The organism is Rhodococcus sp. NPDC059968 (assembly GCF_042738615.1).
GTDB lineage: Bacteria > Actinomycetota > Actinomycetes > Mycobacteriales > Mycobacteriaceae > Rhodococcus_F.
On sequence record NZ_JBHWUE010000059.1, the window covers coordinates 38,633 to 63,018 of the forward strand.

23 protein-coding genes are annotated in these 24,386 nt (G+C 68.2%); 16 read left to right on the top strand and 7 right to left on the bottom strand.

Annotation, left to right across the window (positions count from 1 at the left end; all coding sequences use genetic code 11):
- Positions 1 to 80: 80 nt before the first annotated feature.
- Both ACFWAY_RS35225 and ACFWAY_RS35230 read right to left on the bottom strand, forming a co-directional pair.
- Positions 81 to 1,232 (bottom strand): MFS transporter, encoded by a 1,152-nt coding sequence (locus ACFWAY_RS35225; RefSeq protein WP_378513791.1) that lies wholly within the window; start codon positions 1,230 to 1,232, stop codon positions 81 to 83.
- Positions 1,229 to 2,161, bottom strand: a complete 933-nt coding sequence (locus tag ACFWAY_RS35230) for a PAC2 family protein (protein ID WP_378513792.1) — start codon at positions 2,159 to 2,161, stop codon at positions 1,229 to 1,231. Before ACFWAY_RS35230 ends, ACFWAY_RS35225 begins: the two co-directional genes overlap by 4 nt.
- Positions 2,162 to 2,212: 51 nt before the next feature.
- On the opposite strand from ACFWAY_RS35230, the gene metH reads away from it, so the two are divergent.
- Genes metH through hisG form a run of 6 tightly spaced genes read left to right on the top strand, consistent with a single transcriptional unit; the run spans position 2,213 to position 9,441 of the window.
- Positions 2,213 to 5,782 (top strand): methionine synthase, encoded by a 3,570-nt coding sequence (metH, locus tag ACFWAY_RS35235; protein WP_378454690.1) that lies wholly within the window; start codon positions 2,213 to 2,215, stop codon positions 5,780 to 5,782.
- The gene (locus tag ACFWAY_RS35240; RefSeq protein ID WP_378513793.1) at positions 5,775 to 6,467 is read left to right on the top strand and encodes an HAD family hydrolase; all 693 of its coding nucleotides are present in this window, start codon (positions 5,775 to 5,777) and stop codon (positions 6,465 to 6,467) included. Before metH ends, ACFWAY_RS35240 begins: the two co-directional genes overlap by 8 nt.
- 15 nt (positions 6,468 to 6,482) lie before the next feature.
- Positions 6,483 to 7,340: a rhodanese-related sulfurtransferase gene (locus tag ACFWAY_RS35245; RefSeq protein ID WP_378513794.1), complete on the top strand. Its 858-nt coding sequence runs from the start codon at positions 6,483 to 6,485 to the stop codon at positions 7,338 to 7,340.
- A 1-nt stretch (position 7,341) separates the two neighbouring features.
- The gene (locus ACFWAY_RS35250) at positions 7,342 to 8,235 is read left to right on the top strand and encodes a pseudouridine synthase (RefSeq protein ID WP_378454687.1); all 894 of its coding nucleotides are present in this window, start codon (positions 7,342 to 7,344) and stop codon (positions 8,233 to 8,235) included.
- Between the two features lie 25 nt (positions 8,236 to 8,260).
- Positions 8,261 to 8,542, top strand: coding sequence for a phosphoribosyl-ATP diphosphatase (locus ACFWAY_RS35255; RefSeq protein ID WP_378454686.1), 282 nt, complete (start codon positions 8,261 to 8,263; stop codon positions 8,540 to 8,542).
- Positions 8,543 to 8,589: 47 nt separating this feature from the next.
- A complete protein-coding gene (hisG, locus tag ACFWAY_RS35260; RefSeq protein WP_378454685.1) occupies positions 8,590 to 9,441 on the top strand; it encodes an ATP phosphoribosyltransferase in 852 nt (283 codons plus the stop codon).
- Positions 9,442 to 9,478: 37 nt separating this feature from the next.
- On the opposite strand, the gene ACFWAY_RS35265 is transcribed toward hisG, so the two are convergent.
- Positions 9,479 to 10,258, bottom strand: coding sequence for a thioesterase family protein (locus ACFWAY_RS35265; RefSeq protein ID WP_378513795.1), 780 nt, complete (start codon positions 10,256 to 10,258; stop codon positions 9,479 to 9,481).
- Between the two features lie 52 nt (positions 10,259 to 10,310).
- On the bottom strand, positions 10,311 to 11,216 hold the full coding sequence (locus ACFWAY_RS35270) for a RecB family exonuclease (protein WP_378513796.1): 906 nt from the start codon (positions 11,214 to 11,216) through the stop codon (positions 10,311 to 10,313).
- A 94-nt stretch (positions 11,217 to 11,310) separates the two neighbouring features.
- On the opposite strand from ACFWAY_RS35270, the gene ACFWAY_RS35275 reads away from it, so the two are divergent.
- A complete protein-coding gene (locus tag ACFWAY_RS35275; protein WP_378454682.1) occupies positions 11,311 to 12,165 on the top strand; it encodes a tRNA (adenine-N1)-methyltransferase in 855 nt (284 codons plus the stop codon).
- Positions 12,166 to 12,214: 49 nt separating this feature from the next.
- On the opposite strand, the gene ACFWAY_RS35280 is transcribed toward ACFWAY_RS35275, so the two are convergent.
- On the bottom strand, positions 12,215 to 12,718 hold the full coding sequence (locus ACFWAY_RS35280) for a hypothetical protein (RefSeq protein ID WP_378454681.1): 504 nt from the start codon (positions 12,716 to 12,718) through the stop codon (positions 12,215 to 12,217).
- A 183-nt stretch (positions 12,719 to 12,901) separates the two neighbouring features.
- Here ACFWAY_RS35280 and arc point away from each other — a divergent pair, with 183 nt between their 5' ends.
- Positions 12,902 to 14,677, top strand: coding sequence for a proteasome ATPase (gene arc, locus ACFWAY_RS35285; protein ID WP_378454680.1), 1,776 nt, complete (start codon positions 12,902 to 12,904; stop codon positions 14,675 to 14,677).
- 66 nt (positions 14,678 to 14,743) lie between these two features.
- Here arc and ACFWAY_RS35290 read toward each other — a convergent pair whose 3' ends face one another.
- Entirely contained in the window at positions 14,744 to 15,292 is a 549-nt protein-coding gene (locus ACFWAY_RS35290) for an NUDIX domain-containing protein (protein ID WP_378454679.1), read from the bottom strand.
- An 82-nt stretch (positions 15,293 to 15,374) separates the two neighbouring features.
- On the opposite strand from ACFWAY_RS35290, the gene ACFWAY_RS35295 reads away from it, so the two are divergent.
- From ACFWAY_RS35295 to prcA, 5 genes are all read left to right on the top strand, one after another.
- A complete protein-coding gene (locus ACFWAY_RS35295) occupies positions 15,375 to 15,752 on the top strand; it encodes a nitroreductase family deazaflavin-dependent oxidoreductase (RefSeq protein ID WP_378454678.1) in 378 nt (125 codons plus the stop codon).
- A 75-nt stretch (positions 15,753 to 15,827) separates the two neighbouring features.
- Positions 15,828 to 17,327: a depupylase/deamidase Dop gene (gene dop, locus ACFWAY_RS35300; RefSeq protein ID WP_007299057.1), complete on the top strand. Its 1,500-nt coding sequence runs from the start codon at positions 15,828 to 15,830 to the stop codon at positions 17,325 to 17,327.
- A 170-nt stretch (positions 17,328 to 17,497) separates the two neighbouring features.
- Positions 17,498 to 17,692, top strand: coding sequence for a ubiquitin-like protein Pup (locus ACFWAY_RS35305; protein WP_005242990.1), 195 nt, complete (start codon positions 17,498 to 17,500; stop codon positions 17,690 to 17,692).
- Positions 17,689 to 18,573, top strand: a complete 885-nt coding sequence (prcB, locus tag ACFWAY_RS35310; RefSeq protein ID WP_378454676.1) for a proteasome subunit beta — start codon at positions 17,689 to 17,691, stop codon at positions 18,571 to 18,573. The genes ACFWAY_RS35305 and prcB overlap by 4 nt, the downstream gene beginning before the upstream one ends.
- Entirely contained in the window at positions 18,570 to 19,349 is a 780-nt protein-coding gene (prcA, locus tag ACFWAY_RS35315; protein WP_378454675.1) for a proteasome subunit alpha, read from the top strand. The genes prcB and prcA overlap by 4 nt, the downstream gene beginning before the upstream one ends.
- Here the strand turns inward: prcA and ACFWAY_RS35320 are convergent.
- A complete protein-coding gene (locus tag ACFWAY_RS35320; RefSeq protein ID WP_378454674.1) occupies positions 19,340 to 20,806 on the bottom strand; it encodes a phosphatase PAP2 family protein in 1,467 nt (488 codons plus the stop codon). The two genes, prcA and ACFWAY_RS35320, sit on opposite strands and share 10 nt — an antisense overlap.
- Positions 20,807 to 20,879: 73 nt before the next feature.
- Between ACFWAY_RS35320 and pafA the strand changes: the two genes are divergently transcribed.
- Genes pafA through ACFWAY_RS35335 form a run of 3 tightly spaced genes read left to right on the top strand, consistent with a single transcriptional unit; the run spans position 20,880 to position 24,254 of the window.
- Positions 20,880 to 22,238 (top strand): Pup--protein ligase, encoded by a 1,359-nt coding sequence (gene pafA / locus ACFWAY_RS35325; protein WP_201453095.1) that lies wholly within the window; start codon positions 20,880 to 20,882, stop codon positions 22,236 to 22,238.
- A 47-nt stretch (positions 22,239 to 22,285) separates the two neighbouring features.
- On the top strand, positions 22,286 to 23,281 hold the full coding sequence (locus tag ACFWAY_RS35330) for a helix-turn-helix transcriptional regulator (RefSeq protein WP_378454673.1): 996 nt from the start codon (positions 22,286 to 22,288) through the stop codon (positions 23,279 to 23,281).
- On the top strand, positions 23,274 to 24,254 hold the full coding sequence (locus ACFWAY_RS35335; protein ID WP_378454672.1) for a helix-turn-helix transcriptional regulator: 981 nt from the start codon (positions 23,274 to 23,276) through the stop codon (positions 24,252 to 24,254). Before ACFWAY_RS35330 ends, ACFWAY_RS35335 begins: the two co-directional genes overlap by 8 nt.
- The last annotated feature ends 132 nt before the right edge of the window (positions 24,255 to 24,386 follow it).

The following is a 24,386-nucleotide window of genomic DNA, read 5'->3' on the forward strand; positions in this document are numbered from 1 at the left end:
TCCGCCCCGGGAGTGTCGTAACGGCTGCGCGCACGTTACGTGGGAATCAGGAACACCTCACAGCCCGCCCGGAAGGCATGTCAGGCGGGTGCGCGGTCGCGGGGCATGAGCAGCGGGGCCAGCACGGCGAGCAGCAGGGCGGGCAGCACGAAGCCGGCCGCGGGCGACACCGAATACACCGGAGTGAGGGTGATCGGCGCGAGCGCGTTGCCCATGAACCGCAGCGCCTGCACGACGGACACGGCGCCGCCCCGATTCGGGCCCGGCGAACCGAGCACGGCGGCGTTCACACCGACCAGGATGAACTGACCGGCGATTCCGGCCGCGAACCACGCCACGGCCACGACTGCGAGGAGAGACACGGTCCCGGCGGCCGCGACGAGAATCGCCCCGCCGACTGCGCCGATCAGCACGGCCGCCCGCGCCCCGATCTTGTCGATGACACCGCCGACGAGGCGTGCGGTGAGGATGCCGGCCACGCCGAACCCGGTGAGCAGAAGCCCGCGCTGGGTCGGGCTCAGCCCGAAGACCTCCTCGGCGCGGAACGCGACCAGGAAGCTCAGCCCACCGAGCGCGCCCCAGCCGAGGAGTGCGACCACCCCGATTCTCAGCACCGACGGGGTGAGGGCGTCGCGCAGTCGCGGGCGCGGTGCCCCCGGCTCGGCGGGAGCACTGTCGGGAACGCCGACCAGACCCAGCACCGCGGCCACGAGGGCGATCACGAGGAACGCGAGCCGCCAGTCGACCTCCGCCGCGAGCCCGCCGACGAGCGGCGCGCTCGACTGTCCCGCGGCCTGGAAGGCACCGAAGATCCCCAGTGCCCGGCCGAGATGCTTCTTCGGGGTCGAGGCGGCGAGCGCCGCCAGCAGCAGCGGCGTCGTGAACGAGTTCGAACACCCCTGGAGCACGCGGGCGCCGAGGAAGAGCGGCAGCGTCGGCGCCACGAAACAGGCCAGCGACGACAGCAGGTAGACGCCGTATGCGATCCGCACGGTCCGCATCTGTCCCCACCGGGCGCCCAGCGTGCCCGACACCAGCATCAGCAATGCGAACGGCAACAGGTACGCCGTCAGCGAGCCCGCCGCGGCGGATGCACTCACTCCGAGGTCGTCACCGATCTCGGGAAGGATCGAGGCGACGACGCCGCCGCCGAACGGGCCGAGGAAACCGCCGGCGTAGAGCGCCGTGCGCTGGAGCGAGGAACGAAGCGACTCGGATGAGTTCTTCGTCACAGCCCGAAGCTGCCGGGCCCACGCCTGCGGAGATACCGCTCGAACTCGGCCGCGAGCGCGTCACCGTCGATCTTCGAGATGGCCTCGGAGATGTCGGTCTCGGCGTCGCCGCGCTCCTCGAGGGACCGGACGTAGTCGCCGATCTCCTCGTCGTCCGCGGTCATCTCGGTGACAGCTTCCTGCCAGTCGTCGGCCTGGGCCGGGAGTTCCCCGAGGGGCACCTCGATGTCCAGGACATCCTCGACGCGTTGCAGCAGCGCCACCGTGGCCTTGGGATTCGGCGGCTGGGACACGTAGTGGGGCACAGCCGCCCAGAACGACACGGCAGGCACACCGGCCCGGACGCACGCGTCCTGCAGCACTCCGGTGATCCCGGTCGGCCCCTCGTAGCGGGTCTGCTCGAGCTTGAACCGCTCGGCAGCTTCGCTGCTGTATGCGCTGCCCGTCACCGGGACCGGCCGCGTGTGCGGGGTGTCCGCGAGCAGTGCCCCGAGGATCACCACGGTGTTGATCTGCAGCTGATCGATCAGCTCGAGGAGGTCCTCGCAGAAGCTGCGCCAGCGCATGTTCGGTTCGATCCCGCGCAGCAGAACTACGTCGCGGTCGCTGCCGGGAGGCGAGCACACCGACAGCCGGGTGGCGGGCCACACGATCTCCCGGGTTACACCGTCGACCTGCCGCACCGTGGGTCGATTGACCTGGTAGTCGTAGTATTCCTCGGAGTCCAGCTCGGCGAGCGGCTGGGCGTCCCAGGTCAACTCGAGGTGCTCGACGGCTCCGCTCGCGGCGTCGCCGGCGTCGTTCCAGCCCTCGAAGGCGGCGACGAGGACAGGGTCACGAAGTACGGGCACGCCACTGTCAATCGCACCGGTGTCGGGGGTGTCGTCGTCGCGGCCCGCGGGCGTGACGGGGAACTCACTGGAACTCACCCACCCAGCCTACGGCCAGCATTGGTTCGCGCGCCCACTAGTCTGGACGGCATGTCTGCGCCATTTCACTCTGCCCTGCTCGATGCGTTGAACCAGCGCGTTGTCATCGGCGACGGAGCCATGGGCACCATGTTGCAGGCCGCGGACCTCACGCTCGACGACTTCCTCGGGCTCGAAGGCTGCAACGAAATCCTCAACGACACCCGCCCTGACGTGCTGAAAGACATCCACCGCGCGTACTTCGAGGCCGGGGCCGACGCCGTCGAGACCAACACGTTCGGGTGCAACCTACCCAACCTCGCCGATTACGACATTTCGGACCGTATCCGGGAACTGGCCGAGAAGGGCACCCGGCTGGCGCGTGACGTGGCCGACGAGATGGGGCCCGGACGCGACGGCATGGGCCGCTTCGTCCTGGGTTCGATGGGACCCGGAACCAAGCTGCCGACGCTGGGCCACGCGCCGTTCGCGATCCTCCGCGACGCCTACGCGGAAGCCGCGATGGGCATGATCGACGGGGGAGCCGACGCGATCCTCGTCGAGACCTGCCAGGACCTGCTGCAGGTGAAGGCCGCCATCCTCGGCAGTCAGCGGGCGATGGAGGCGCTGGGGGCGCGGCTGCCGATCATCACCCACGTCACGGTCGAGACCACCGGCACGATGCTCCTCGGCAGCGAGATCGGTGCCGCGCTGACCGCGCTCGAGCCGCTCGGTATCGACATGATCGGCCTCAACTGCGCGACCGGACCCGCCGAGATGAGCGAACATCTCCGCCACCTGTCCAAGTACAGCTCCCTCCCGGTGTCGGTGATGCCCAACGCCGGACTGCCGCAGCTCGGCCCGAACGGCGCCGAGTACCCGCTCACCGCGGAGGAGCTCGCCGAGGCGCTCAGCGGCTTCGTCACCGAGTTCGGTCTCGGTCTGGTCGGCGGCTGCTGCGGCACCACCCCGGAGCACATCCGGCAGGTGGCCGAAGCGGTCCGCCTGGTGGAGAAGGCCGAGCGGAACCCGGTGCACGAGTCGGGGACGTCCTCGCTGTACACGGCGGTGCCGTTCCAGCAGGACGCCAGCATCCTGATGATCGGTGAACGCACGAACACCAACGGCTCCAAGGCATTTCGTGAGGCGATGATCGCCGAGGACTACCAGAAGTGCCTCGACATCGCGAAGGACCAGACCCGCGACGGCGCCCACATGCTCGACCTCAACGTCGACTACGTCGGACGCGACGGTGCCGTCGACATGGCCGCCCTCGCAAGCCGGTTCGCGACGTCGTCGACGCTGCCGATCATGCTCGACTCCACCGAGCCTGCGGTCCTGCAGGCCGGCCTCGAGCACCTCGGCGGACGCTGCGCCGTGAACTCCGTCAACTACGAGGACGGCGACGGACCGGACTCGCGGTTCCAGAAGATCATGCGGCTCGTCACGGAGCACGGCGCCGCCGTCGTCGCGCTGACCATCGACGAGGAGGGCCAGGCGCGCACCGCGGAGCACAAGGTCCGCATCGCCGAGCGCCTGCTCGAAGACATCACCGCGAACTGGGGCCTCGACGAGTCCGACATCATCATCGACGCGTTGACGTTCCCGATCTCCACCGGTCAGGAAGAGGTTCGCCGCGACGGCATCGAAACGATCGAGGCGATCCGTGAGCTCAAGAAGCGGCATCCGCGGGTGCACTTCACACTCGGCGTGTCCAACATCTCGTTCGGTCTCAACCCGGCGGCCCGGCAGGTCCTGAACTCGGTGTTTCTGCACGAGTGCACCGAGGCCGGCCTGGACACGGCCATCGTGCACGCGTCGAAGATCCTGCCGATGGCGCGGATCCCCGACGAACAGCGGGAAACGGCCCTCGACCTGGTGTACGACCGCCGCCGCGAGGGCTACGACCCGCTGCAGAAACTGATGGAACTGTTCGAGGGCGTCTCCGCGGCGTCGGCGCGCGAATCCCGCGCCCAGGAACTGGCGGCGCTTCCGCTGTTCGAGCGGCTGGAACGTCGCATCGTCGACGGTGAACGCAACGGCCTCGACGACGACCTCACCGCGGCGATGGAGGAGAAGCCGCCGCTCGCGATCATCAACGAGACGCTGCTGTCCGGCATGAAGACCGTCGGCGAACTCTTCGGGTCCGGGCAGATGCAGTTGCCGTTCGTGCTGCAGTCGGCCGAGGTGATGAAGGCGGCCGTGGCGCACCTCGAACCGCACATGGAGGCCACCGACGAGGACGGCAAGGGCCGCATCGTCATCGCCACCGTGAAGGGCGACGTCCACGACATCGGCAAGAACCTCGTCGACATCATCCTGAGCAACAACGGGTACGACGTGGTGAACCTTGGCATCAAGCAGCCGATCGCGACGATCCTCGACGCGGCGATCGAACAGAGGGCCGACGTCATCGGGATGTCCGGTCTGCTCGTGAAGTCGACCGTGGTGATGAAGGACAATCTGAAGGAACTCAACGCCAAGGGTGTCGCGGAGAAGTTCCCCGTCCTCCTCGGCGGTGCCGCGCTGACCCGTTCGTACGTGGAGAACGATCTGGCCGAGGTGTACGAGGGCGACGTCAGCTACGCGCGCGACGCGTTCGAGGGCCTGCACCGGATGGACGAGATCATGGCCGTCAAGCGTGGCGGCGGACCCGACCCGGACAGCCCGGAAGCGATCGCGGCCCGCGAGAAGGCGGCCGAACGCAAGGCACGGCACGAGCGGTCCAAGCGGATCGCGGAGAAGCGCAAGGCCGCCGAGACCCCGATCGAGGTGCCCGAGCGATCCGACGTGGCCACCGACATCGTGGTCCCGAGCCCGCCGTTCTGGGGCAACCGGATCGTCAAGGGCGTCTCGCTGTCGGATTACTCGGGGCTGCTGGACGAGCGTGCCCTGTTCCTCGGGCAGTGGGGTCTGCGCGGGCAGCGTTCCGGTGACGGTCCCACCTACGAGGAACTGGTGGAGACGGAAGGCCGCCCCCGCCTGCGGTACTGGCTCGACCGGCTGAGCACCGAGGGAATCCTCGCGCACGCCGCTGTCGTGTATGGCTACTTCCCCGCGGTGTCCGAGGGCGACGACGTGGTCGTGCTCACCGACCCGACACCCGACGCGGAGGAGCGCTTCCGGTTCACGTTCCCGCGCCAGCACCGCGACCGCTTCCTGTGCGTCGCCGACTTCGTCCGGTCCCGCACCGAGGCGAAGGAGACCGGTCAGGTCGACGTGTTCCCGATGCAGCTCGTCACCATGGGGCAGCCGATCGCGGATTTCGCGAACGAGTTGTTCGCCGCCAACGCGTACCGCGACTACCTCGAGGTGCACGGCATCGGCGTGCAACTGACGGAATCGCTGGCCGAGTACTGGCATCAACGGGTCCGCGAGGAACTCGTGCTGCCCGGCGGTCACAACGTGGCCGAGCAGGACCCGTCCGAGGTGTCCGGATTCTTCGACCTCGCCTACCGCGGCGCCCGCTACTCCTTCGGGTATGGCGCCTGCCCCAACCTGGAGGACCGCGCGAAGATGGTTGCCCTCCTCGAACCCGAACGGATCGGTGTGAAGTTGTCGGAGGAACTGCAGTTGCATCCCGAGCAGTCCACGGATGCGTTCGTGCTGCACCACCCCGAAGCGAAGTACTTCAATGTCTGATGCATTCGACGGTCTCGCAGGAGTTCTGTGGGACATGGACGGAACGCTGCTCGATTCCGAGAAGATGTGGGACGTCGCGGTCCGCGAGTTGTCGCTGCACCTCGGTGGTCCGATGACCGAGGAGACGCGGCTGAAGACGATCGGTGCGTCCAGCGCCACCGCTCTCGGCGTCATCTTCGATGCCCTCGGGCTCGACCGGGCTCCGGCGGCGCTCGCCGAGGCCAAGGAATGGATGTTCACCCGCGTCGAGGAATTGTTCGGCGACGGGATCCCGTGGCGGCCGGGCGCCCACGACGCACTGCAGACCGTCCGGGCGCACGGCCTGAGGTCGGCGCTGGTGACCAACACCGAGCGCCGGCTCACCGAGCGGGCACTCGAGACGCTCGGCAGGCACCACTTCGACCACTCGGTGTGCGGCGACGAGGTGCCGGCAGGCAAACCGCATCCCGACCCGTACCTGCGGGGCGCGGAACTGCTGGGACTGGATCCGTCCCAGTGCCTCGCCATCGAGGACTCGCCCACCGGTGCGGCGTCCGCGCAGGCCGCAGGGTGCATCGTCCTGATCGTCCCGTGCGAGATCGCGGTGGCCGACGGCCCGGGGCGGGTGTTCCGGGACAGTCTCGAGGGCCTCACCGGTTCCGACCTGGCCGATGTGTGGGCGCAGCGGAGTGGTGTCCGTCTCTAGGTAGTCTGGTTTCCCGTGGCTGTTCCGAAAATCGTGCTGTTCTACGTGTTCGCTCCGCTCGCCGACCCGGAGGCGATACGGCTGTGGCAGTACACACTCGCCGAGGCGAACAACCTCACCGGCCGGATCCTCGTCTCCGAGCACGGCATCAACGCGACGGTCGGCGGCGACATCCGCGATGTCAAGCGGTACGTGAAGGGGACGCGCAGCTACGCGCCCTTCAAGGACGCCGACATGAAGTGGTCCGACGGGCTCGGTGACGACTTCCCGCGGCTGAGCGTCAAGGTGCGGTCGGAGATCGTGACGTTCGGTGCGCCGGGCGAGCTGACGGTGGACGCGGACGGCGTCGTCGGTGGCGGAACCCACCTGGCGCCCGAACAGGTGCACCGACTGGTCGAGGGTCGCGGTGACGACGTCGTCTTCTTCGACGGGCGCAACAGCTTCGAGGCGGAGATCGGCCGCTTCCGGGACGCCGTCGTCCCCAACGTGTCGACCACGCGTGAGTTCGTGCACGAACTCGACAGCGGCAGGTACGACCATCTGAAGGACAAGGCCGTCGTCACCTACTGCACCGGGGGAGTGCGGTGTGAGGTCCTGTCCTCGCTGATGCGCTCGCGCGGGTTCGGTGAGGTCTACCAACTGGACGGCGGCATCGTCCGCTACGGCGAGGCGTTCGGCGACACGGGCCTGTGGGAGGGGTCGCTGTACGTCTTCGACAAGCGGATGAACATCGAGTTCAGCGATCAGGCCAAGACTCTGGGGCGCTGCAGCAAGTGCGGTGGTCCGACGTCGCGGTACGAGAATCTGCCGGACGACCGGGGTCGCGACCTCGTGCTCGTCTGCGCCGGCTGCACCGAGAATCGGGCGGGCTGAGGTGGTGGGGGCGCCCCTGCCGGTCCGCAACGGCCTCGGTCCCGATCGCATCCGGATGCCGGCAGGCGACGGTGCGAAGACGGTCGCCGAGTTCCTGGTCGAGACCTTCCCGGACGAGCGCGCGCACTGGCTGTCCCTGATCGACGGCGGGGAAGTCGTCGACGAACACGGCAGGGTGGTCGACCGCGGGACCCGTTATGCCCCGACCCGTTTCGTCTACTTCTACCGCGACCCCGCACCCGAGATCCCGGTTCCGTTCGAGATCGACATCCTGCACCGCGACGACCACCTCGTGGTGATCGACAAACCCCATTTCCTCGCAACCATTCCGCGGGGCGCGCACATCACCGAGACGGCGGTCGTGCGGTTGCGGCGGGCGCTCGACCTGCCCGACCTCACGCCGGCCCACCGGCTCGACCGGATGACGGCCGGCGTCCTGGTGTTCCTGATCAGGCGGGAAGACCGCCGGCCGTATCAGGAACTGTTCGTCTCCCAGCAGGTCACCAAGGAATACGAGGCCGTCGCCGGGCACGATCCCGCGCTCGCGTTTCCGCGCACCATCCGCAGCCGCATCGTCAAGGAACACGGGATCATGACGGCGACGGAGGAACCGGGCGAACCTAACAGTGAGACCGTCGTCGACCTGATCGAGACCCGGGAGGAACGCGCGCGGTACCGGCTGCTGCCGAAGACCGGCCGGACACACCAACTGCGGTTGCACATGTCGTCGCTGGGGCTGCCGATCGAGGGCGACAACTACTACCCGGACTTCCACCGATCCGAGCCCGGCGACTTCTCGACCCCGCTGCGGTTGCTGGCGCGGGCCATCGAGTTCACCGATCCCCGTTCGGGCGAGGTCCGCCGGTTCGAGAGTCGCCGCACACTCGGGTGGTGACCGGTTCGGAGACGTCCGCGGCGGCGTGAAACAATGGGTCCTCGTGAAGACCTTCGAATCCCTGTTCGCCGAGCTGACCGAGCGTGCCGCTACCCGCCCCGAGGGGTCCGGCACCGTTGCCGCCTTGGACGCCGGCGTACATGCACAGGGAAAGAAGATCCTCGAAGAGGCGGGTGAGGTGTGGATCGCCGCCGAACACGAGAGCGACGAGGCGCTCGCCGAGGAGATCTCTCAGCTGCTGTACTGGACGCAGGTGCTGATGGTGGGTAAGGGCCTGAAGCTCGAGGACGTCTACCGACATCTGTGATCGGTGATCGAGACTCCTCCACCCGCTCCCGAAAGGAACCCTCAGCCATGCTGCGCGTCGCAGTCCCCAACAAGGGCTCGCTGTCCGAGTCCGCCGCCGAAATCCTCAGCGAGGCCGGCTACCGCCGTCGCACCGACTCCCGCGACCTGACCGTCCTCGACCCGTCCAACCAGGTCGAGTTCTTCTTCCTGCGCCCCAAGGACATCGCGATCTACGTCGGATCCGGTGAACTCGATCTCGGCATCACCGGCCGCGACCTCGCCCGCGACTCGGGTGCCCCGGTTTCCGAACGGCTGTCGCTCGGCTTCGGCCGCTCCTCGTTCCGGTACGCCGCCCCCGCGGGCAAGGACTGGTCGGTCGAGGACCTCGCCGGGCTCCGGATCGCCACGTCCTACCCAAACCTGGTGCGCGACGACCTGTCCGCGCGCGGGATCGAGGCCTCGGTCATTCGCCTCGACGGCGCCGTGGAGATCTCGATCCAGCTCGGCGTCGCCGACGCCATCGCCGACGTCGTCGGCTCCGGCCGCACGCTGCGCCAGCACAACCTGGTCGCGTTCGGCGACACCCTGTGCGACTCCGAGGGTGTGCTCATCGAGCGCGCCGGTTCGCCCGCCGACGATTCCGCGCGCAACCAGCTGGTGGAGCGGGTGCGCGGCATCGTGTTCGCGCAGCAGAACCTGATGCTCGACTACGACTGCCCCAAGACGATCCTCGACGACGCGTTGAAGATCACCCCGGGTCTGGAGTCGCCGACGCTGTCGCCGCTCGCCGACGAGAACTGGGTCGCGGTCCGGGCGATGGTGCCGATCAAGGGCCACAACGGGGTCATGGACGAACTCGCGGACCTCGGTGCCAAGGCCATCCTCGCGTCCAACATCCGGTCCTGCCGGGCACTCTGATCTCGTTCCACCGCAACATGTTCCGCGCTCGCTCCGCTCAGGGGCGGGCGCGGACCTGCACGGTCTGGGCGATCCGGCCGACGGCGCCGGTCTCGTCGTAGAGCACGCCCGCGCACATTCCCACTCCATCGGGTCCGATGGAGGTTTCGGAGCCGACCCCCACCCAGTCGCCCTCGGGGATCCGGAAGATGTGCACGGTGAGGTCCGTGTTGAGGAACGTCCAGTGTGCCGGGTCGAGTTTCGATCCCACACCGTTGGCGATGTCCGCGATGGAAAACAGCCGCTCGAGCGGCGTCATGGTCTCGCCGAGGACCAGTGCGGGCCGCGGCCGCGCCCACAGCTTGCCCGGGCCCTCGCCTCCCATTTCGGCGATCCACCGCCAGTCGAGGGTCGTCAGGTAGCCCGAATCCCAGGCCTCGCTGAACTTGCCCTCCCGGCCGGTGGACCGCGGTTCGAGCGGCGGGTCGACGATGTGGACGGCGTCGCTGGTGTCGACGGTCTCCATCCGCCAGGCAGAGCCCCGCGCCACGGCACGGGGCCGGTCGCCGACGGTCCACAATTCGGCGACCACCAGCTCCACCCGGCGTCCCGGTCGCTGCACCCACGACCGGACCTCGAGTTCGGCGATCGGGATGGGACCGAGGATCTCGACCACGACCCGGGTGAGACGCACGTCGTCGCGTGGGGCGCAGCGCTCGAGCGCCCGCACGAGCAACGCGGACGGCGGAGCTCCGTGCTGCATCGTCTCGGCCCACACGCTGATCGTCAGATCCGTGCTGTCGAACCGCTCGACGGTGACCTTCTGGTCCGAGTCCACTTCCGGCGCACTCAGTGCCTCCGAACCGAGTGGTACGTAATAGACTCGGAACTCATTCGACAATCTCCTCGAAACCCGGTGCGTCTTCGGCGGCCCCCTCCGGCCATCCCGGGTAGGGAGGCGGCGTTCCACCGAACGAGGGGCACCGGGACTTATGATCACACCAGTCGCAGAGCCGGCTCGGCTTGGGTCGGAAATCGCCGGTGACACCGGCCGCCAGGATGGCCTTCCAGATCGCCGACAGCGTTCGCTCGAACCGCAGCAGTTCATCCTCGTCGGGGGCATAGGTGAGGACCGTGCCGGACGCCAGGTACAGCAGCCGCAACTGCGCGGGGACGATGCCGCGGGTGCGCAGCAGGACCAGCGCGTAGAACTTCATCTGGAACAGCGCCTTGGACTCGGACATCTCGCGTGGTGCACGGCCGGTCTTGTAGTCGACCACCCGCACCTCCCCGGTGGGGGCGACGTCGATGCGGTCGACGAACCCCCGGAGCAGCACCCCGTCGGCGAGTTCGGTCTCGACGCGCTGTTCGCACGATTCGGCCTCGAACCGGGTGGGGTCTTCCAGCGCGTAATAGGCGGTGACGAGGGAACGCGCCTCGTCGAGGAATGGTTCACGCTGATCCTCGGGGACCAGGTCGACCAGGTCGGGGGCCTCGGCGAGAATGCGCTCCCAGGACGGGAGGACCAGATCGACCGCCTTCTGCGGAACGCGATCGGCCGCGGGCAGCCCGAACAGGGTCTCCAGCGCGGCGTGCACGACCGTGCCCTTCACCTGCGCGCGCGACGGCGCCTCCGGGAGCCGATCGACCGCGCGGAAGCGGTAGAGGAGCGGGCACTGCTTGAAGTCGCCGGCGCGGGACGGCGACAGGGCGGGCCGCCTCCGGGTGGCCGAAGTGTCGCCGGGCTGTGACGGGGAACCCTTTGTGACGGGGGCTGGCGACTCTGAGATGCTCACACCTGGCAGGGTAGGCCCCCGGTCCGACAGTCGAGTCGGGGCGCGGTGTGGGCGTCGGACGGCGCCGGACGAACAGGCTGAGGAGTCGGTGACGATGGTGGGACGCGAAACGCGACCGAGCGGACCGTTTCGGGTGGGCGATCGCGTCCAGTTGACGGACGCCAAAGGCCGGCACTACACGGTCAACCTGGAGGCCGGCAAGGAGTTCCACACCCACCGCGGCGGCATCCTGCACGACGACCTGATCGGCACCGACGAGGGCAGTGTGGTCAAGTCGACCAACGGCACCCCGTACCTCGCGCTGCGACCGCTGCTCGTCGACTACATCCTGTCGATGCCCCGCGGGGCGCAGGTCATCTACCCGAAGGACGCCGCGCAGATCGTCCACGAGGGCGACGTGTTCCCCGGCGCCCGCGTGCTCGAGGCCGGCGCCGGCTCGGGCGCGCTGACGTGCTCACTGCTGCGGGCGGTCGGACCGGAAGGCCGGGTCATCTCGTACGAGGTGCGCGACGACCACGCCGAACACGCGGTCCGGAACGTCGAGACGTTCTTCGGGGAGCGTCCCGAGAACTGGGACCTGACCATCGCCGACGTCGCCGAGTTCGATGCCGACGCGGCGGGCGGTCGGGTCGACCGGGTGGTCCTCGACATGCTCGCCCCCTGGGACGCGCTGCCCGCGGTGTCCAAGGCGCTGGTTCCCGGCGGCGTGCTCATCGTCTACGTCGCCACTGTGACGCAGCTCTCGAAGGTGGTCGAGGCGATGCGCGAGCAGGAGTGCTGGACGGAGCCGCGGTCCTGGGAATCGATCGTCCGCGGGTGGCACGTCGTCGGGCTCGCCGTGCGCCCGGAACACCGGATGCAGGGCCACACCGCTTTCCTGGTGAGCGCCCGGCGTCTCGCCGAGGGAACCGTCACTCCCAAGCCGCAGCGCCGGTCGGGCAAGGGCTGAGACATGCCTTCGGTGGCGCCCGGAGAGGGTGCCGCCGAAGGAGGGAAAGCTAGCTGCAGCCGGCGCGTGCCATGCCCAGCAGGGTGCACGTGCTCTCGTCCGACACCTTCCAGGTGCCGTCGACGTTCTCCCACGTCCACGCGGTCGGAGCGGCCGTGCCGTGCGGGCTGACGATCGCGACGTTCGCCGTCGCGGTATCGCCCTCTACCTGCACATCCGTGACCGTGAAGGACACCGGGTAGTTGGCCATGGCCGCTGTCATGGCCTCGAGATTCGAGCGGCGTTCCTCACCGTCGACGACCACGGCGGTCTTCTCGTCGACCGGTCGCGCGGGGTCCACGAGCAGCTGGAGCGTGCCGAGCAGTTCCTCCGACGTGGGGGCGGCAACCGCCTCGGCTGCCGCGGACGACGTGGCCGCGGACGTCGCTTCCGCGGCGTCGGAAGCGTCGTCGGACGAGCAGGCCGACATCCCGAGCGCGAGAACCACCGCGCCCACGGCAACCACGGACCGCCCGATGAAGGATGTGCCGTTCAGGGGCTTGCGGATTATCACGACGAACCCTTTCGTTACACAGAACAGAGAGGAAACTGCTCGACAGGTAGGTAAGGCTAACATGAGAGGTTCGGTGGCCCGGGGTGTCACGTATGCCGATTCGCAATCGGCAGAATCCGTGTCACGGCGCAGAATTCGGGCAGTGCCGGTAGCGTTGATAGATCTCATTGGGAGGAGACGCACATGAGCTCGACAGAGAACCCCGATTCGGTTGCGGCCGCACGAGAGCTCGAGGCGTTGCGCGCAGAGGCGTCGGCACTGCGCAGGCAGCTCGCGGAGTCGCCGGAACAGCTTCGTGAGATGGAATCGCGAGTGGACTCGCTGTCCATTCGGAACACGAAGCTGATGGACACCCTCAAGGAGGCCCGTCAGCAGCTCATTGCCCTTCGAGAAGAAGTCGACCGCCTCGGCCAGCCGCCGAGCGGGTACGGCGTGCTGCTCGGAGTGCACGACGATCAGACCGTGGACGTGTTCACCTCCGGTCGCAAGATGCGGTTGACCTGCTCCCCGAACGTCGACGCCGAGACCCTCAAGCTCGGCCAGACCGTGCGCCTCAACGAGGCACTCACGATCGTGGAAGCGGGCCACTTCGAGCGTGTGGGTGAGATCAGCACGTTGCGCGAGGTCCTCGACGACGGTCAGCGCGCCCTCGTGGTCGGCCACGCCGACGAGGAACGGATCGTCTGGCTGGCCGAACCCCTCGCGACCGTCTACGCGGACAGCGAGCGGGAGTCGATCGCGTACGACGCGGAATCGCCTACTCGCAAACTCCGGCCGGGCGACTCCCTCCTCGTCGACACCAAGGCCGGGTACGCGTTCGAGCGGATCCCCAAGGCCGAGGTCGAGGATCTGGTCCTCGAAGAGGTTCCCGACGTGCACTACGACGACATCGGCGGCCTCGGACGGCAGATCGAGCAGATCCGCGACGCCGTCGAGTTGCCGTTCCTCCACAAGGACCTGTTCCACGAATACGAGCTCCGGCCACCGAAGGGTGTGCTCCTCTACGGTCCGCCCGGGTGCGGTAAAACGCTCATCGCCAAGGCGGTCGCCAACTCGCTCGCGAAGAAGATCGCGGAGGCCCGGGGGCAGGACAGCAAGGAAGCCAAGTCCTACTTCCTCAACATCAAGGGCCCCGAGCTGCTGAACAAGTTCGTCGGCGAGACCGAGCGGCACATCCGGCTGATCTTCCAGCGGGCCCGGGAGAAGGCGTCCGAGGGCACCCCGGTGATCGTGTTCTTCGACGAGATGGATTCGATCTTCCGCACCCGCGGATCGGGTGTCTCCTCCGACGTCGAGACCACCGTCGTGCCTCAGCTGCTCAGTGAGATCGACGGTGTCGAGGGACTCGAGAACGTCATCGTGATCGGCGCGTCCAACCGCGAGGACATGATCGACCCCGCGATCCTGCGTCCCGGCCGCCTCGACGTGAAGATCAAGATCGAACGCCCCGACGCGGAGTCGGCACAGGACATCTTCTCGAAGTACCTCGTCGAGACGCTGCCCGTGCACAGCGACGACATCGCGGAGTTCGGCGGCGACCGTACGGCCTGCATCCGGGTGATGATCGAACGGGTCGTCGACCGCATGTACGCCGAGAGCGAGGAGAACCGCTTCCTCGAGGTCACGTACGCCAACGGCGACAAGGAGGTCCTGTACTTCAAGGACTTCAACTCGGGCGCGATGATCCAGAACATCGTCGACCGCGCCAAGAAGTACGCGATCAAGTCGGTGCTCGACACCGGTGCCCCGGGTCTGCGGGTCCAGCACCTGTTCGACTCCATCGTCGACGAGTTCTCGGAGAACGAGGACCTGCCGAACACCACCAACCCCGACGACTGGGCCCGGATCTCGGGCAAGAAGGGTGAGCGGATCGTCTACATCCGCACACTGGTCACCGGTAAGAACGCGAGCGCGAGCCGCGCCATCGACACCGAATCCAACACGGGCCAGTACCTGTAAGCCGTTCGGCATCACCTGCGCGGCGGGAACTCGAACACGGTTCCCGCCGCGCAGGCGGCTGTGGGGTCAGCGGTCCCGTGTGACGAGGTAGTCCGCGAGGAGTGCCCGGGTGTCCGGTACGAACGGCCACTGCGGGTCGCGCAGATGCGTCACCAGTTCGTGGGGCGTCCACCACCAGCCCGACGCGATCTCGCTGGCCTGGTGGACGATCGGCCCGTCCCAGTGCGTCTCGTAGGCGTACAGGTGGCAGCGCAGCCGCAAACCCTGCCAGTGCCCGTCCCACGCCACCCTCGCGATGGGGGTGAGGCCCACTCCGGTGATGCCCAGTTCCTCCGCCAGTTCCCGGCTCGCGGCCTCCTCGGGGGTTTCCCCGGGATCGACCACTCCGCCCGCCAGGCAGTCGTGATGTCCGGCGAACACCGTCTTCGTGTCCGAGCGTCGGTGCACGTAGAGGCGCTTCCCGTCGCCGGATCGGACGAGGACGCCGGCACTCGCGTGCCACAACCCCTCGGCGTAGACGCGGGAACGCGCAGCGGTCCCCACCGGTCGTCCCGCACTGTCGAACACCGCCACCACTTCGTCCGTGCCGGGTGGGATGTTCGGTGCGGAATCCATGTGTCGATCCTGCCAGCACCCCGGCGAACGTCGGTACTGTCGAGGTCGGATGCTCGTTCCGGTGCCGAAGGGGTGAGAGGTCATGGCGTTGCCGCGTTCGATCGCCCGGTTCAACCGGGTCGTCACCAATCAGGTGAGCCGTCACGTCGCGACGATCCTGCCCGGTTTCGCCATGGTCGAGCACCGGGGCCGCACGTCGGGCAAGGCGTATCGCACACCTGTCAACGTGTTCGTCGTCGACGGCCGCTACCGGTTCGCGCTGACGTACGGTGCGCAGAGCGACTGGGTGCGAAACGTGGTGGCGGCGGGGGGATGCACCATCGTGACGCGCCGCCGGACGGTGCACCTGACGGACCCGAGAATCGTCACCGACAGCACCCACTCCTGGGCTCCCGCCGGGGTCCGCACGGTGCTGCGGGCGATCTCGGCGGACCAGTACCTGGAGTGCTCGCCGGAGTAGTCGCCGGGCGGTGGACGGCTCGCGCGGTAGGAGTGTGCCGCCGGGTGGTGTGGGTGATCGCATAGGCTCGGCAGCATGCAGCGGATCATCGGTGTCGAAGTCGAGTACGGAATCTCCTCACCCAGCGAGCCTTCGGCCAATCCGATCTTGACGTCCACCCAGGCGGTGCTGGCCTATGCGGCGGCAGCGGGAGTGCCGCGCGCCAAGCGCACCCGATGGGATTACGAGGTGGAATCCCCGCTGCGCGATGCCCGCGGATTCGACCTGGGCCGGCTGAGCGGCCCGGCGCCGGTGATCGACGCCGACGAGGTCGGCGCAGCCAACATGATCCTCACCAACGGCGCCCGGCTGTACGTCGATCATGCGCACCCCGAGTACTCGGCCCCGGAGGTCACCGACCCCCTGGACGCCGTCATCTGGGACAAGGCCGGCGAACGGGTGATGGAGGCGGCCGCCCGGCACGCGTCGAGCGTTCCCGGTGCCCCCCGACTGCAGCTGTACAAGAACAACGTGGACGGCAAGGGCGCGTCGTACGGCACCCACGAGAACTACCTGATGTCCCGGGCCACGCCGTTCTCCGCAGTGATCAACGGGCTGACGCCGTTCTTCGCGTCCCGTCAGGTGATCTGTGGGTCGGGCCGGGTGGGCATCGGCCAGTCCGGTGACGAGGCCGGCTTCCAGCTGTCCCAGCGGGCCGACTACATCGAGGTGGAGGTCGGGCTCGAGACGACACTCAAGCGCGGCATCATCAACACCCGCGACGAACCCCACGCGGACGCGGACAAGTACCGGCGTCTGCACGTCATCATCGGCGACGCGAACCTCGCCGAGATGTCGACGTACCTGAAGGTCGGGACGACGGCGCTGGTCCTCGATCTCATCGAGGCCGGTGTCGACCTCACCGACCTGCAGCTGGCCCGCCCGGTGACCGCCGTGCACCACATCAGCCACGACCCGACGCTGCGCGCCACGGTCGCGCTGGCCGACGGCCGGGAACTGACCGGGCTTGCGTTGCAGCGGATCTACCTGGACCGAGTCGACAAGTTCATGTCCGCCGAGGGCAACGACGACCCCCGCGTGGCCGATCTGCTGGAGAAGTGGGCGATGGTGCTCGACCTCCTCGAGCGGGACCCGATGGAGTGCGCTCACCTGCTGGACTGGCCGGCCAAGCTGCGTCTGCTCGAGGGGTTCCGGAACCGGGAGGGCCTCAACTGGTCCGCGCCGCGACTGCATCTCGTCGATCTGCAGTACTCGGACGTCCGCCTGGACAAGGGGCTCTACAACCGGCTGGTCGCCCGGGGGTCGATGGAACGCCTCGTCTCGGAGCAGGCGGTGCTCGACGCCGTCGACACCCCGCCCACCGATACCCGCGCCTACTTCCGGGGTGAGTGCCTGCGCAAGTTCGGCGCCGACATCGCGGCCGCGAGCTGGGATTCGGTGATCTTTGATCTCGGTGGCGACTCCCTGGTCCGTATCCCCACGCTCGAGCCGTTGCGGGGCAGCAAGGCGCACGTGGGGGAGTTGCTGGAGTCGGTGGAGACCGCGAAAGAACTCGTCGACGAGCTCACGAACTGACCTGCCGACCGGTCGCGGACGGATCTGCGCCAGAACTCGCCGTCGCGTCGGCACACGTGGGGCGGCGACGCTCGGTAGGGTGAAGGTCCGAGCGGATGATGTAGTCAGACTGCTTGGCAGGACAGGACGCTCGGAAGAAGAGCTCCCTTCACACAAGGAGGTCGGCTGCGATGGCACAAGAGCAGACCAAACGTACTGGTGGCGGCGACGAGGACGACACCCCGGGCGGTGACGGTGCCGCGGGTCAGGAACGTCGCGAAAAGCTGGCCGAAGACACCGACGACCTGCTCGACGAGATCGACGACGTCCTCGAGGAGAACGCCGAGGACTTCGTCCGGGCCTATGTCCAGAAGGGCGGCCAGTGACGGCGGATCGACCGGCATTGCGGACAGGCGACGGTGACACGAGGCTCAGTTTCGGTTCGAATCTGAGCTCGTTCACCGAGTATCTGCGTGGTCACGCACCAGAATTGCTGCCGGAGAATCGGATCGGCCATCGTTCGCACTCGACACGGGGTGGTGAGGGGATGGAGAGCGGCGATCTCGCACCGCACGGAACGACGATCGTGGCGCTCACCTACAAGGGTGGCGTCCTGCTCGCCGGGGACCGGCGCGCGACCCAGGGCAACCTGATCGCCAGCCGGGACGTCGAGAAGGTGTACGTCACCGACGAATATTCGGCGGCCGGTATCGCCGGTACCGCGGGGATCGCCATCGAACTGGTCCGCCTGTTCGCCGTCGAACTCGAGCACTACGAGAAGATCGAGGGCGTTCAGCTGACGTTCGACGGCAAGGCCAACCGCCTGGCGTCGATGGTGCGGGGCAACCTCGGGGCGGCGATGCAGGGTCTCGCGGTCGTCCCGCTGCTCGTCGGCTACGACCTCGACGCGGACGACGATGCCCGCGCGGGCCGCATCGTGTCGTACGACGTCGTCGGCGGCCGGTACGAGGAACGCGCCGGATACCACGCGGTCGGTTCGGGATCGTTGTTCGCGAAGTCGGCACTGAAGAAGATCTACTCGCCGGACAGCGACGAGGAGACCGCCCTGCGGGCGGCCATCGAATCGCTGTACGACGCGGCCGACGACGACTCGGCCACCGGTGGGCCCGACCTGACCCGCGGCATCTACCCGACCGCGGTCACGATCACCCAGGCCGGTGCCGTGCACGTGTCCGAGGAGACGACGTCCGAGTTGGCTCGGCGCATCGTCGCCGAGCGCACCGAAGAAGGGGGGTCTGCGCGATGACCATGCCGTATTACGCCTCCGCCGAGCAGATCATGCGGGACCGCTCGGAATTGGCGCGCAAGGGAATTGCCCGCGGACGCAGCGTCGTGGTGCTCACGTTCCGCGACGGCGTGCTGTTCGTCGCCGAGAATCCCTCCACCGCGCTGCACAAGGTCAGCGAACTGTACGACCGGCTCGGCTTCGCGGCCGTCGGCAAGTACAACGAGTTCGAGAACCTGCGACGCGCCGGGATCGTCCACGCCGACATGCGCGGCTACTCCTACGACCGTCGTGACGTGACGGGCCGATCGCTGGCCAACGCGTACGCGCAGACCCTGGGCACGATCTTCACCGAACAGCCCAAGCCGTACGAGGTGGAGATCTGTGTCGCGGAGGTCGGGCGCGTGGGCAGCCCGAAGGCTCCCCAGCTGTACCGGATCACCTACGACGGATCCATTGTCGACGAACAGCATTTCGTCGTGATGGGTGGCACGACCGAGCCGATCGCGACCGCCATGCGCGAGTCGTACCGTGCCGACCTCGATCTCGAGGCGGCGGTAGGTATCGCGGTCAACGCTCTGCGTCAGGGCGGTGCCGGGGAAGGCGAGAAGCGGAACGTCGACGTGGCCAGCCTCGAGGTGGCCGTGCTCGATCAGTCCCGGCCTCGCCGCGCGTTCCGGCGGATCGCCGGACCCGCGCTCGAACAGCTGATCCCCGCAGCGCCTGCGGCCGTCGCGGAGCCCGCTTCGGAGTCGAAGCCGGACACCGAGACGAAGCCGGCCGACCCTCAGGACTGAGGCCGGTACACCGCGATCGCTTCGGGCACCGACCGGAAGTCGAACCTCAGGGCGTCGGCGACCACTTCACCGTCGGTGGCCAGCGCCACCGGCGAGCCGTCGACACGGACGGTGAGCCGGGGCACGAGGGATCGCACGTACACCCGGCTGCTTCCGAGTGTCCCGGTGGCGGCAGCGAACAGTAGCCGCGGCCGGGACGCTCGCCGGTCGGCCCGCACGTACCGGACGTCGAGCAGTCCGCCGGTGATGGCGGGACGCGACATCGGTACCTGATCGGCAGGGGAATACCGACCGTTCCCCACGAACAACATCCACACCTTCACGGGTCTGCCGTCGATGGTGACGGCGAGCGGCGTTGCCGCGGAGAGAATCCGGATCATCGCCACGCATGCCGCGGGCCACTTCCCGTACCGCGGCTGCCACTTCTCCCGCAGTCGCACCGCATCGGGATAGCCACCGAGACTGGCGGTGTTGAGGAACGGCGCCGGCTCCGCGACATCGGTGTGGACGACGGCCTGATCGACGAGAACCGCATGTCCGGTCTCGACGGCGTTCGCCGTGTCCGAGATGTCGGCGACGCCGGCGTCCCGCGCGAAGTGATTGAGCGTTCCGCCCGGGAACACCGCCAGCGGCAACGCGTGACGCGCTGCCGCGGACGCGACGGCGACCACGGTCCCGTCTCCACCGCACACTCCGAGGGCGCGGGGCTTCGTGTCGGCCACCCAGGCATCGAGTTGTTCGGCGAAATCGTGGTCGGTGTCGAGGGCGCGTATCTGGGTCTTGGGGAGAGCGGTCGCGATTTCCTCGCTGGGATCGACACTGTCCGGTCCGGACTCCGGGTTGACCACCACGAGCAGGTCCTCACCGCCCGGTAGCGCCGGTGCGTCGACGGTGGGGCCCAGCTCTGCCGGATCCTCCGTGCGCACCGCCCACCAGCGGCGGGTGCCCGAAGCGACGGCCCCGCCCAGTATCAGCCCGGCGGCAACGTCCGTCGGCCAGTGCACGCCGTTGTGCACGCGGGAGTACGCGACCGCGGCGGCAAGGGGGGCCACGACGGCACCGGTCGCGGGCGATTCCAGGGCGACGCCCGTGGTGAATGCCGCCGCCGACGCCGCATGACCCGACGGGAACGACGAGGACCGGGGGATCGCCACCCCGCGCAGCACGTTCGTCCATACGCGGGCCGGCGGGCGCCGCCGAGGGAACAGGGGTTTGAGGATGCCGTTGGCCAGACCGCTCGCCATCGCGAGGGACAGTAGGCCCCGCACACCACCGCGACGGGCGCGCCCGCCGACCAGTCCCAGCACCGCCGCCACGAACCACCACAGGAGCCCCTTGTCGGCCGCGCGGCTGAGGGAGCGCATGGCCAGGTCGAGCCCGGAAGGGCTCAGATCGGCGCTGCGGTCGAAGATGATCTCGTCGGCCCGGTGGATTCGGCGTAAGTGTCGGTTCACCATCTCAGCGTATGCGCGGGGTGTCGCCGGAGGGCTTTTCCGCTCCGCCGGGTGATCGGCGTTGTACTCTCGAGGTGTGCAGCGACGAATCATGGGAATTGAGACAGAGTTCGGTGTGACCTGCACCTTCCATGGTCACAGGCGACTGAGCCCGGACGAGGTTGCGCGCTACCTGTTCCGGCGGGTGGTGTCGTGGGGCCGGAGCTCCAACGTGTTTCTCCGGAACGGTGCCCGCCTGTATCTGGACGTCGGCTCACACCCCGAATACGCGACAGCCGAGTGCGACAACCTCATCCAGTTGGTCAACCACGACCGGGCGGGGGAGCGCGTTCTCGAGGAGCTGTTGATCGACGCCGAACAGCGGCTCGCCGAGGAAGGCATCGGCGGCGACATCTACCTGTTCAAGAACAACACGGACTCGGCGGGCAATTCGTACGGCTGTCACGAGAACTTCCTCGTGGCCCGGGCCGGCGAATTCTCGCGGATCTCGGACGTGCTGCTCCCGTTCCTGGTGACGCGGCAGTTGATCTGTGGCGCGGGCAAGGTCCTGCAGACGCCGAAGGCGGCCACGTTCTGCCTGTCGCAGCGCGCCGAGCACATCTGGGAGGGTGTGTCCTCGGCGACCACGCGGTCGCGGCCCATCATCAACACCCGTGACGAGCCGCACGCCGACGCGGAGAAGTACCGCCGCCTGCACGTGATCGTCGGCGACTCGAACATGTCCGAGTCCACCACCATGCTGAAGGTGGGCACCGCGGCGCTCGTGCTCGAGATGATCGAGGCCGGCGTGTCGTTCCGCGACTTCGCGCTCGACAACCCGATCCGCGCCATCCGCGAGGTCAGCCACGACGTCACCGGACGCCGTCCGGTGCGGCTCGCCGGCGGCCGGCAGGCCAGCGCCCTCGACATTCAGCGGGAGTACCACGCGCGCGCGGTGGAACACCTGCAGAATCGGGATCCCGATCCGCAGGTCACGCAGGTGGTCGAACTGTGGGGTCGCATGCTCGACGCCGTCGAGACGCAGGACTTCGCGAAGGTCGACACGGAGATCGACTGGGTGATCAAGCGCAAGCTGTTCCAGCGCTACCAGGACCGGCACGGCTTCGAGCTGGCCGATCCGAAGATCGCGCAGCTGGATCTGGCGTATCACGACATCAAGCGCGGTCGCGGCGTGTTCGACGTGCTGCAGCGCAAGGGGCTGGTGAAGAGGATCACCGAGGACGAGACGATCGAGGCGGCGGTGGACACTCCGCCGCAGACCACCCGGGCGAAGCTGCGCGGCGAGTTCATCACCGCGGCGCAGGAGGCCGGACGCGACTTCACGGTCGACTGGGTGCACCTCAAGCTCAACGACCAGGCTCAGCGGACCGTGCTGTGCAAGGACCCGTTCCGGTCGGTCGACGAGCGGGTGGAGCGCCTGATTGCCTCGATGTAGCGGCGCTGTGGGGGTCCGTAACGGGCTCACCCACTAGGCTTCCGGGCGTGCCGACTTCCAAGATCGAGCGGTTGATGAACCTGGTGATCTGTTTGTTGTCCACCAGACAGTTCCTCACCGCCGAGAAGATTCGCGAGAGCGTTGCCGGGTACGCCGACTCCGCCAGCGACGAGGCGTTCAGCCGCATGTTCGAGCGCGACAAGAACGAGCTCCGGGATCTCGGTGTTCCGCTCGAGACCGGGCAGGCGTCGCGCTTCTCGACTGTCGAGGGCTACCGCATCAACCGCAATGCGTACGAGCTTCCCGACATCGACCTCAGCCAGGAGGAGTCCGCGGCGGTCGCAGTGGCGGTCCAGCTGTGGGAGTCGCCGGAGTTGACGTCCGCGGCCCAGGGGGCACTGCTCAAGCTGCGTGCGGCGGGTGTGCAGGTGGATCCGGATTCGGCGGCCACCCCGATCACGGCGGTGCCCGCCCGCACCCGCGGCTCCGAGCCGGCGCTCGGCAAGCTGCTGGCGGCAGTTGATGCCGGCCGCGCCGTGCACTTCCCGCACCGCGGTGCTCTCAACGAGCCGTACACCGAGCGCACCGTCGAACCCTGGGGTGTCGTCACCGCGCACGGCCGGTGGTACCTCGTCGGTCACGACGTCGACCGGGGTGCCGTCCGGACGTTCCGGTTGTCGCGGATCGGCGACGACGTGACGGAGTTCGGACCGTCCGGGGTCGTCCACAAACCGGTGGGTGTCGACCTCCGGGAGATCGTCGACCGGGTCACCGGTTCGGGTGAGGTCACCGGGACCGCCACAGTGTGGGTGGCCGAGGGCCGAGCCCAGGAACTGCGCCGACTGGCGACCACGGCGGAGGAGAAGCGGGTGAACGAGCGCAGCGGCACCGTGCTCGGGATCCCGGTCCGCTCCCGGGACTGGATCGCGCGGCTGGTTGCGGGCCACGGGGCAGACGCCCTGGTCCTCGATCCGCCAGAACTACGCCACGATGTGCTGACCAAGCTGAAGGACGCCGCAGGGGAAGGGGGACGTCGTGAGTAACAGGCTGTCGTCGAGACTGTCCCGGCTCCTCAATCTGGTGCCGTACTTCATCGCGAACCCCGGGATGAGTGCGGCCGAGGCTGCCGCCGAACTGGGCGTCACCACCACACAGCTGATGTCCGACCTCAACCAGTTGTGGGTGTGCGGCCTGCCCGGCTACGGTCCGGGCGACCTCATCGACCTCTCCTTCTCCGAGGAGAGCATCGAGGTGACGTTCTCGGCGGGCATCGACCGCCCGCTGCGGTTGACGTCCACCGAGGCGACCGCCCTGCTGATTGCCCTGCGTTCGCTGGTGGAGATGCCGGGCATGGTCGATCCGTCCGCGGCGCACAGTGCGATCGCGAAGATCGAGGACGCCGCGGGGACTGCGGCGGCCCGCGCGGCGGTGACGCCGGCGTCGGAGCGGGATGCGGTGGAGGACGTGGCGGAAGATCCCATCGCCGCCGCGGTGCGGTCCGCGCTCCATCGTCGGCGTGCACTGCACCTGACGTACTATTCGGCGTCCCGGGACCGGGTTACCGAGCGCACCGTGGATCCGGTGCGGGTCGTGCTGGTCGACAACCAGAGTTATCTGCAGGCGTGGTGCCGGCAGGCCGAGGGGGTCCGGCTGTTCCGGCTCGACCGGATCGACGCCGCCACCGAGCTCGACGAGCCGTCCACACCGCCGGCCCAGGCTCTCGTGCGGGATTCCAACCTGGAATTGTTCAGCGGCGACGCGTCCCTTCCTCAGGCCCGGTTGCACATCGGCGCCGACTGCGTGTGGGTGCTCGACTATTACCCGATGGATGTGCGGACAGTCGCCGCCGACGGTTCGGTCGAGGCGAGCATGAGTTACGGGGCGCTCGAGTGGATGGCCCGGCTCGTGCTCGGGTTCGGTTCCGGAATCACGGTGCTCGAACCGGCCGAACTGGTCGACGAGGTGCGCCGCCGGGCGGTGGAGGCGCTGTCCGCCTACGACGCCGTCGAGGCATGAGTTGCCCTGTGTCAAGCCGCCGGTTGTTGGTGGGCGTTCAGTCGTTGGAGGGCGCCGTGTTTGTCCGGGTCGTAGGCGAGGTTGTCCTGCCAGCAGTGCCAGATGACGAACAGCCAGGCGCGGGCGAGGATG

Coding starts and splice junctions, on each gene's coding strand:
- arc (WP_378454680.1), top strand. CDS start 12,902: ATGAGCTCGACAGAGAACCCCGATTCGGTTGCGGCCGCACGAGAGCTC.
- hisG (WP_378454685.1), top strand. CDS start 8,590: ATGCTGCGCGTCGCAGTCCCCAACAAGGGCTCGCTGTCCGAGTCCGCC.
- metH (WP_378454690.1), top strand. CDS start 2,213: ATGTCTGCGCCATTTCACTCTGCCCTGCTCGATGCGTTGAACCAGCGC.
- ACFWAY_RS35305 (WP_005242990.1), top strand. CDS start 17,498: ATGGCACAAGAGCAGACCAAACGTACTGGTGGCGGCGACGAGGACGAC.
- ACFWAY_RS35320 (WP_378454674.1), bottom strand. CDS start 20,806: ATGGTGAACCGACACTTACGCCGAATCCACCGGGCCGACGAGATCATC.
- ACFWAY_RS35275 (WP_378454682.1), top strand. CDS start 11,311: ATGGTGGGACGCGAAACGCGACCGAGCGGACCGTTTCGGGTGGGCGAT.
- dop (WP_007299057.1), top strand. CDS start 15,828: ATGCAGCGGATCATCGGTGTCGAAGTCGAGTACGGAATCTCCTCACCC.
- ACFWAY_RS35290 (WP_378454679.1), bottom strand. CDS start 15,292: ATGGATTCCGCACCGAACATCCCACCCGGCACGGACGAAGTGGTGGCG.
- prcA (WP_378454675.1), top strand. CDS start 18,570: ATGACCATGCCGTATTACGCCTCCGCCGAGCAGATCATGCGGGACCGC.
- ACFWAY_RS35295 (WP_378454678.1), top strand. CDS start 15,375: ATGGCGTTGCCGCGTTCGATCGCCCGGTTCAACCGGGTCGTCACCAAT.
- ACFWAY_RS35240 (WP_378513793.1), top strand. CDS start 5,775: ATGTCTGATGCATTCGACGGTCTCGCAGGAGTTCTGTGGGACATGGAC.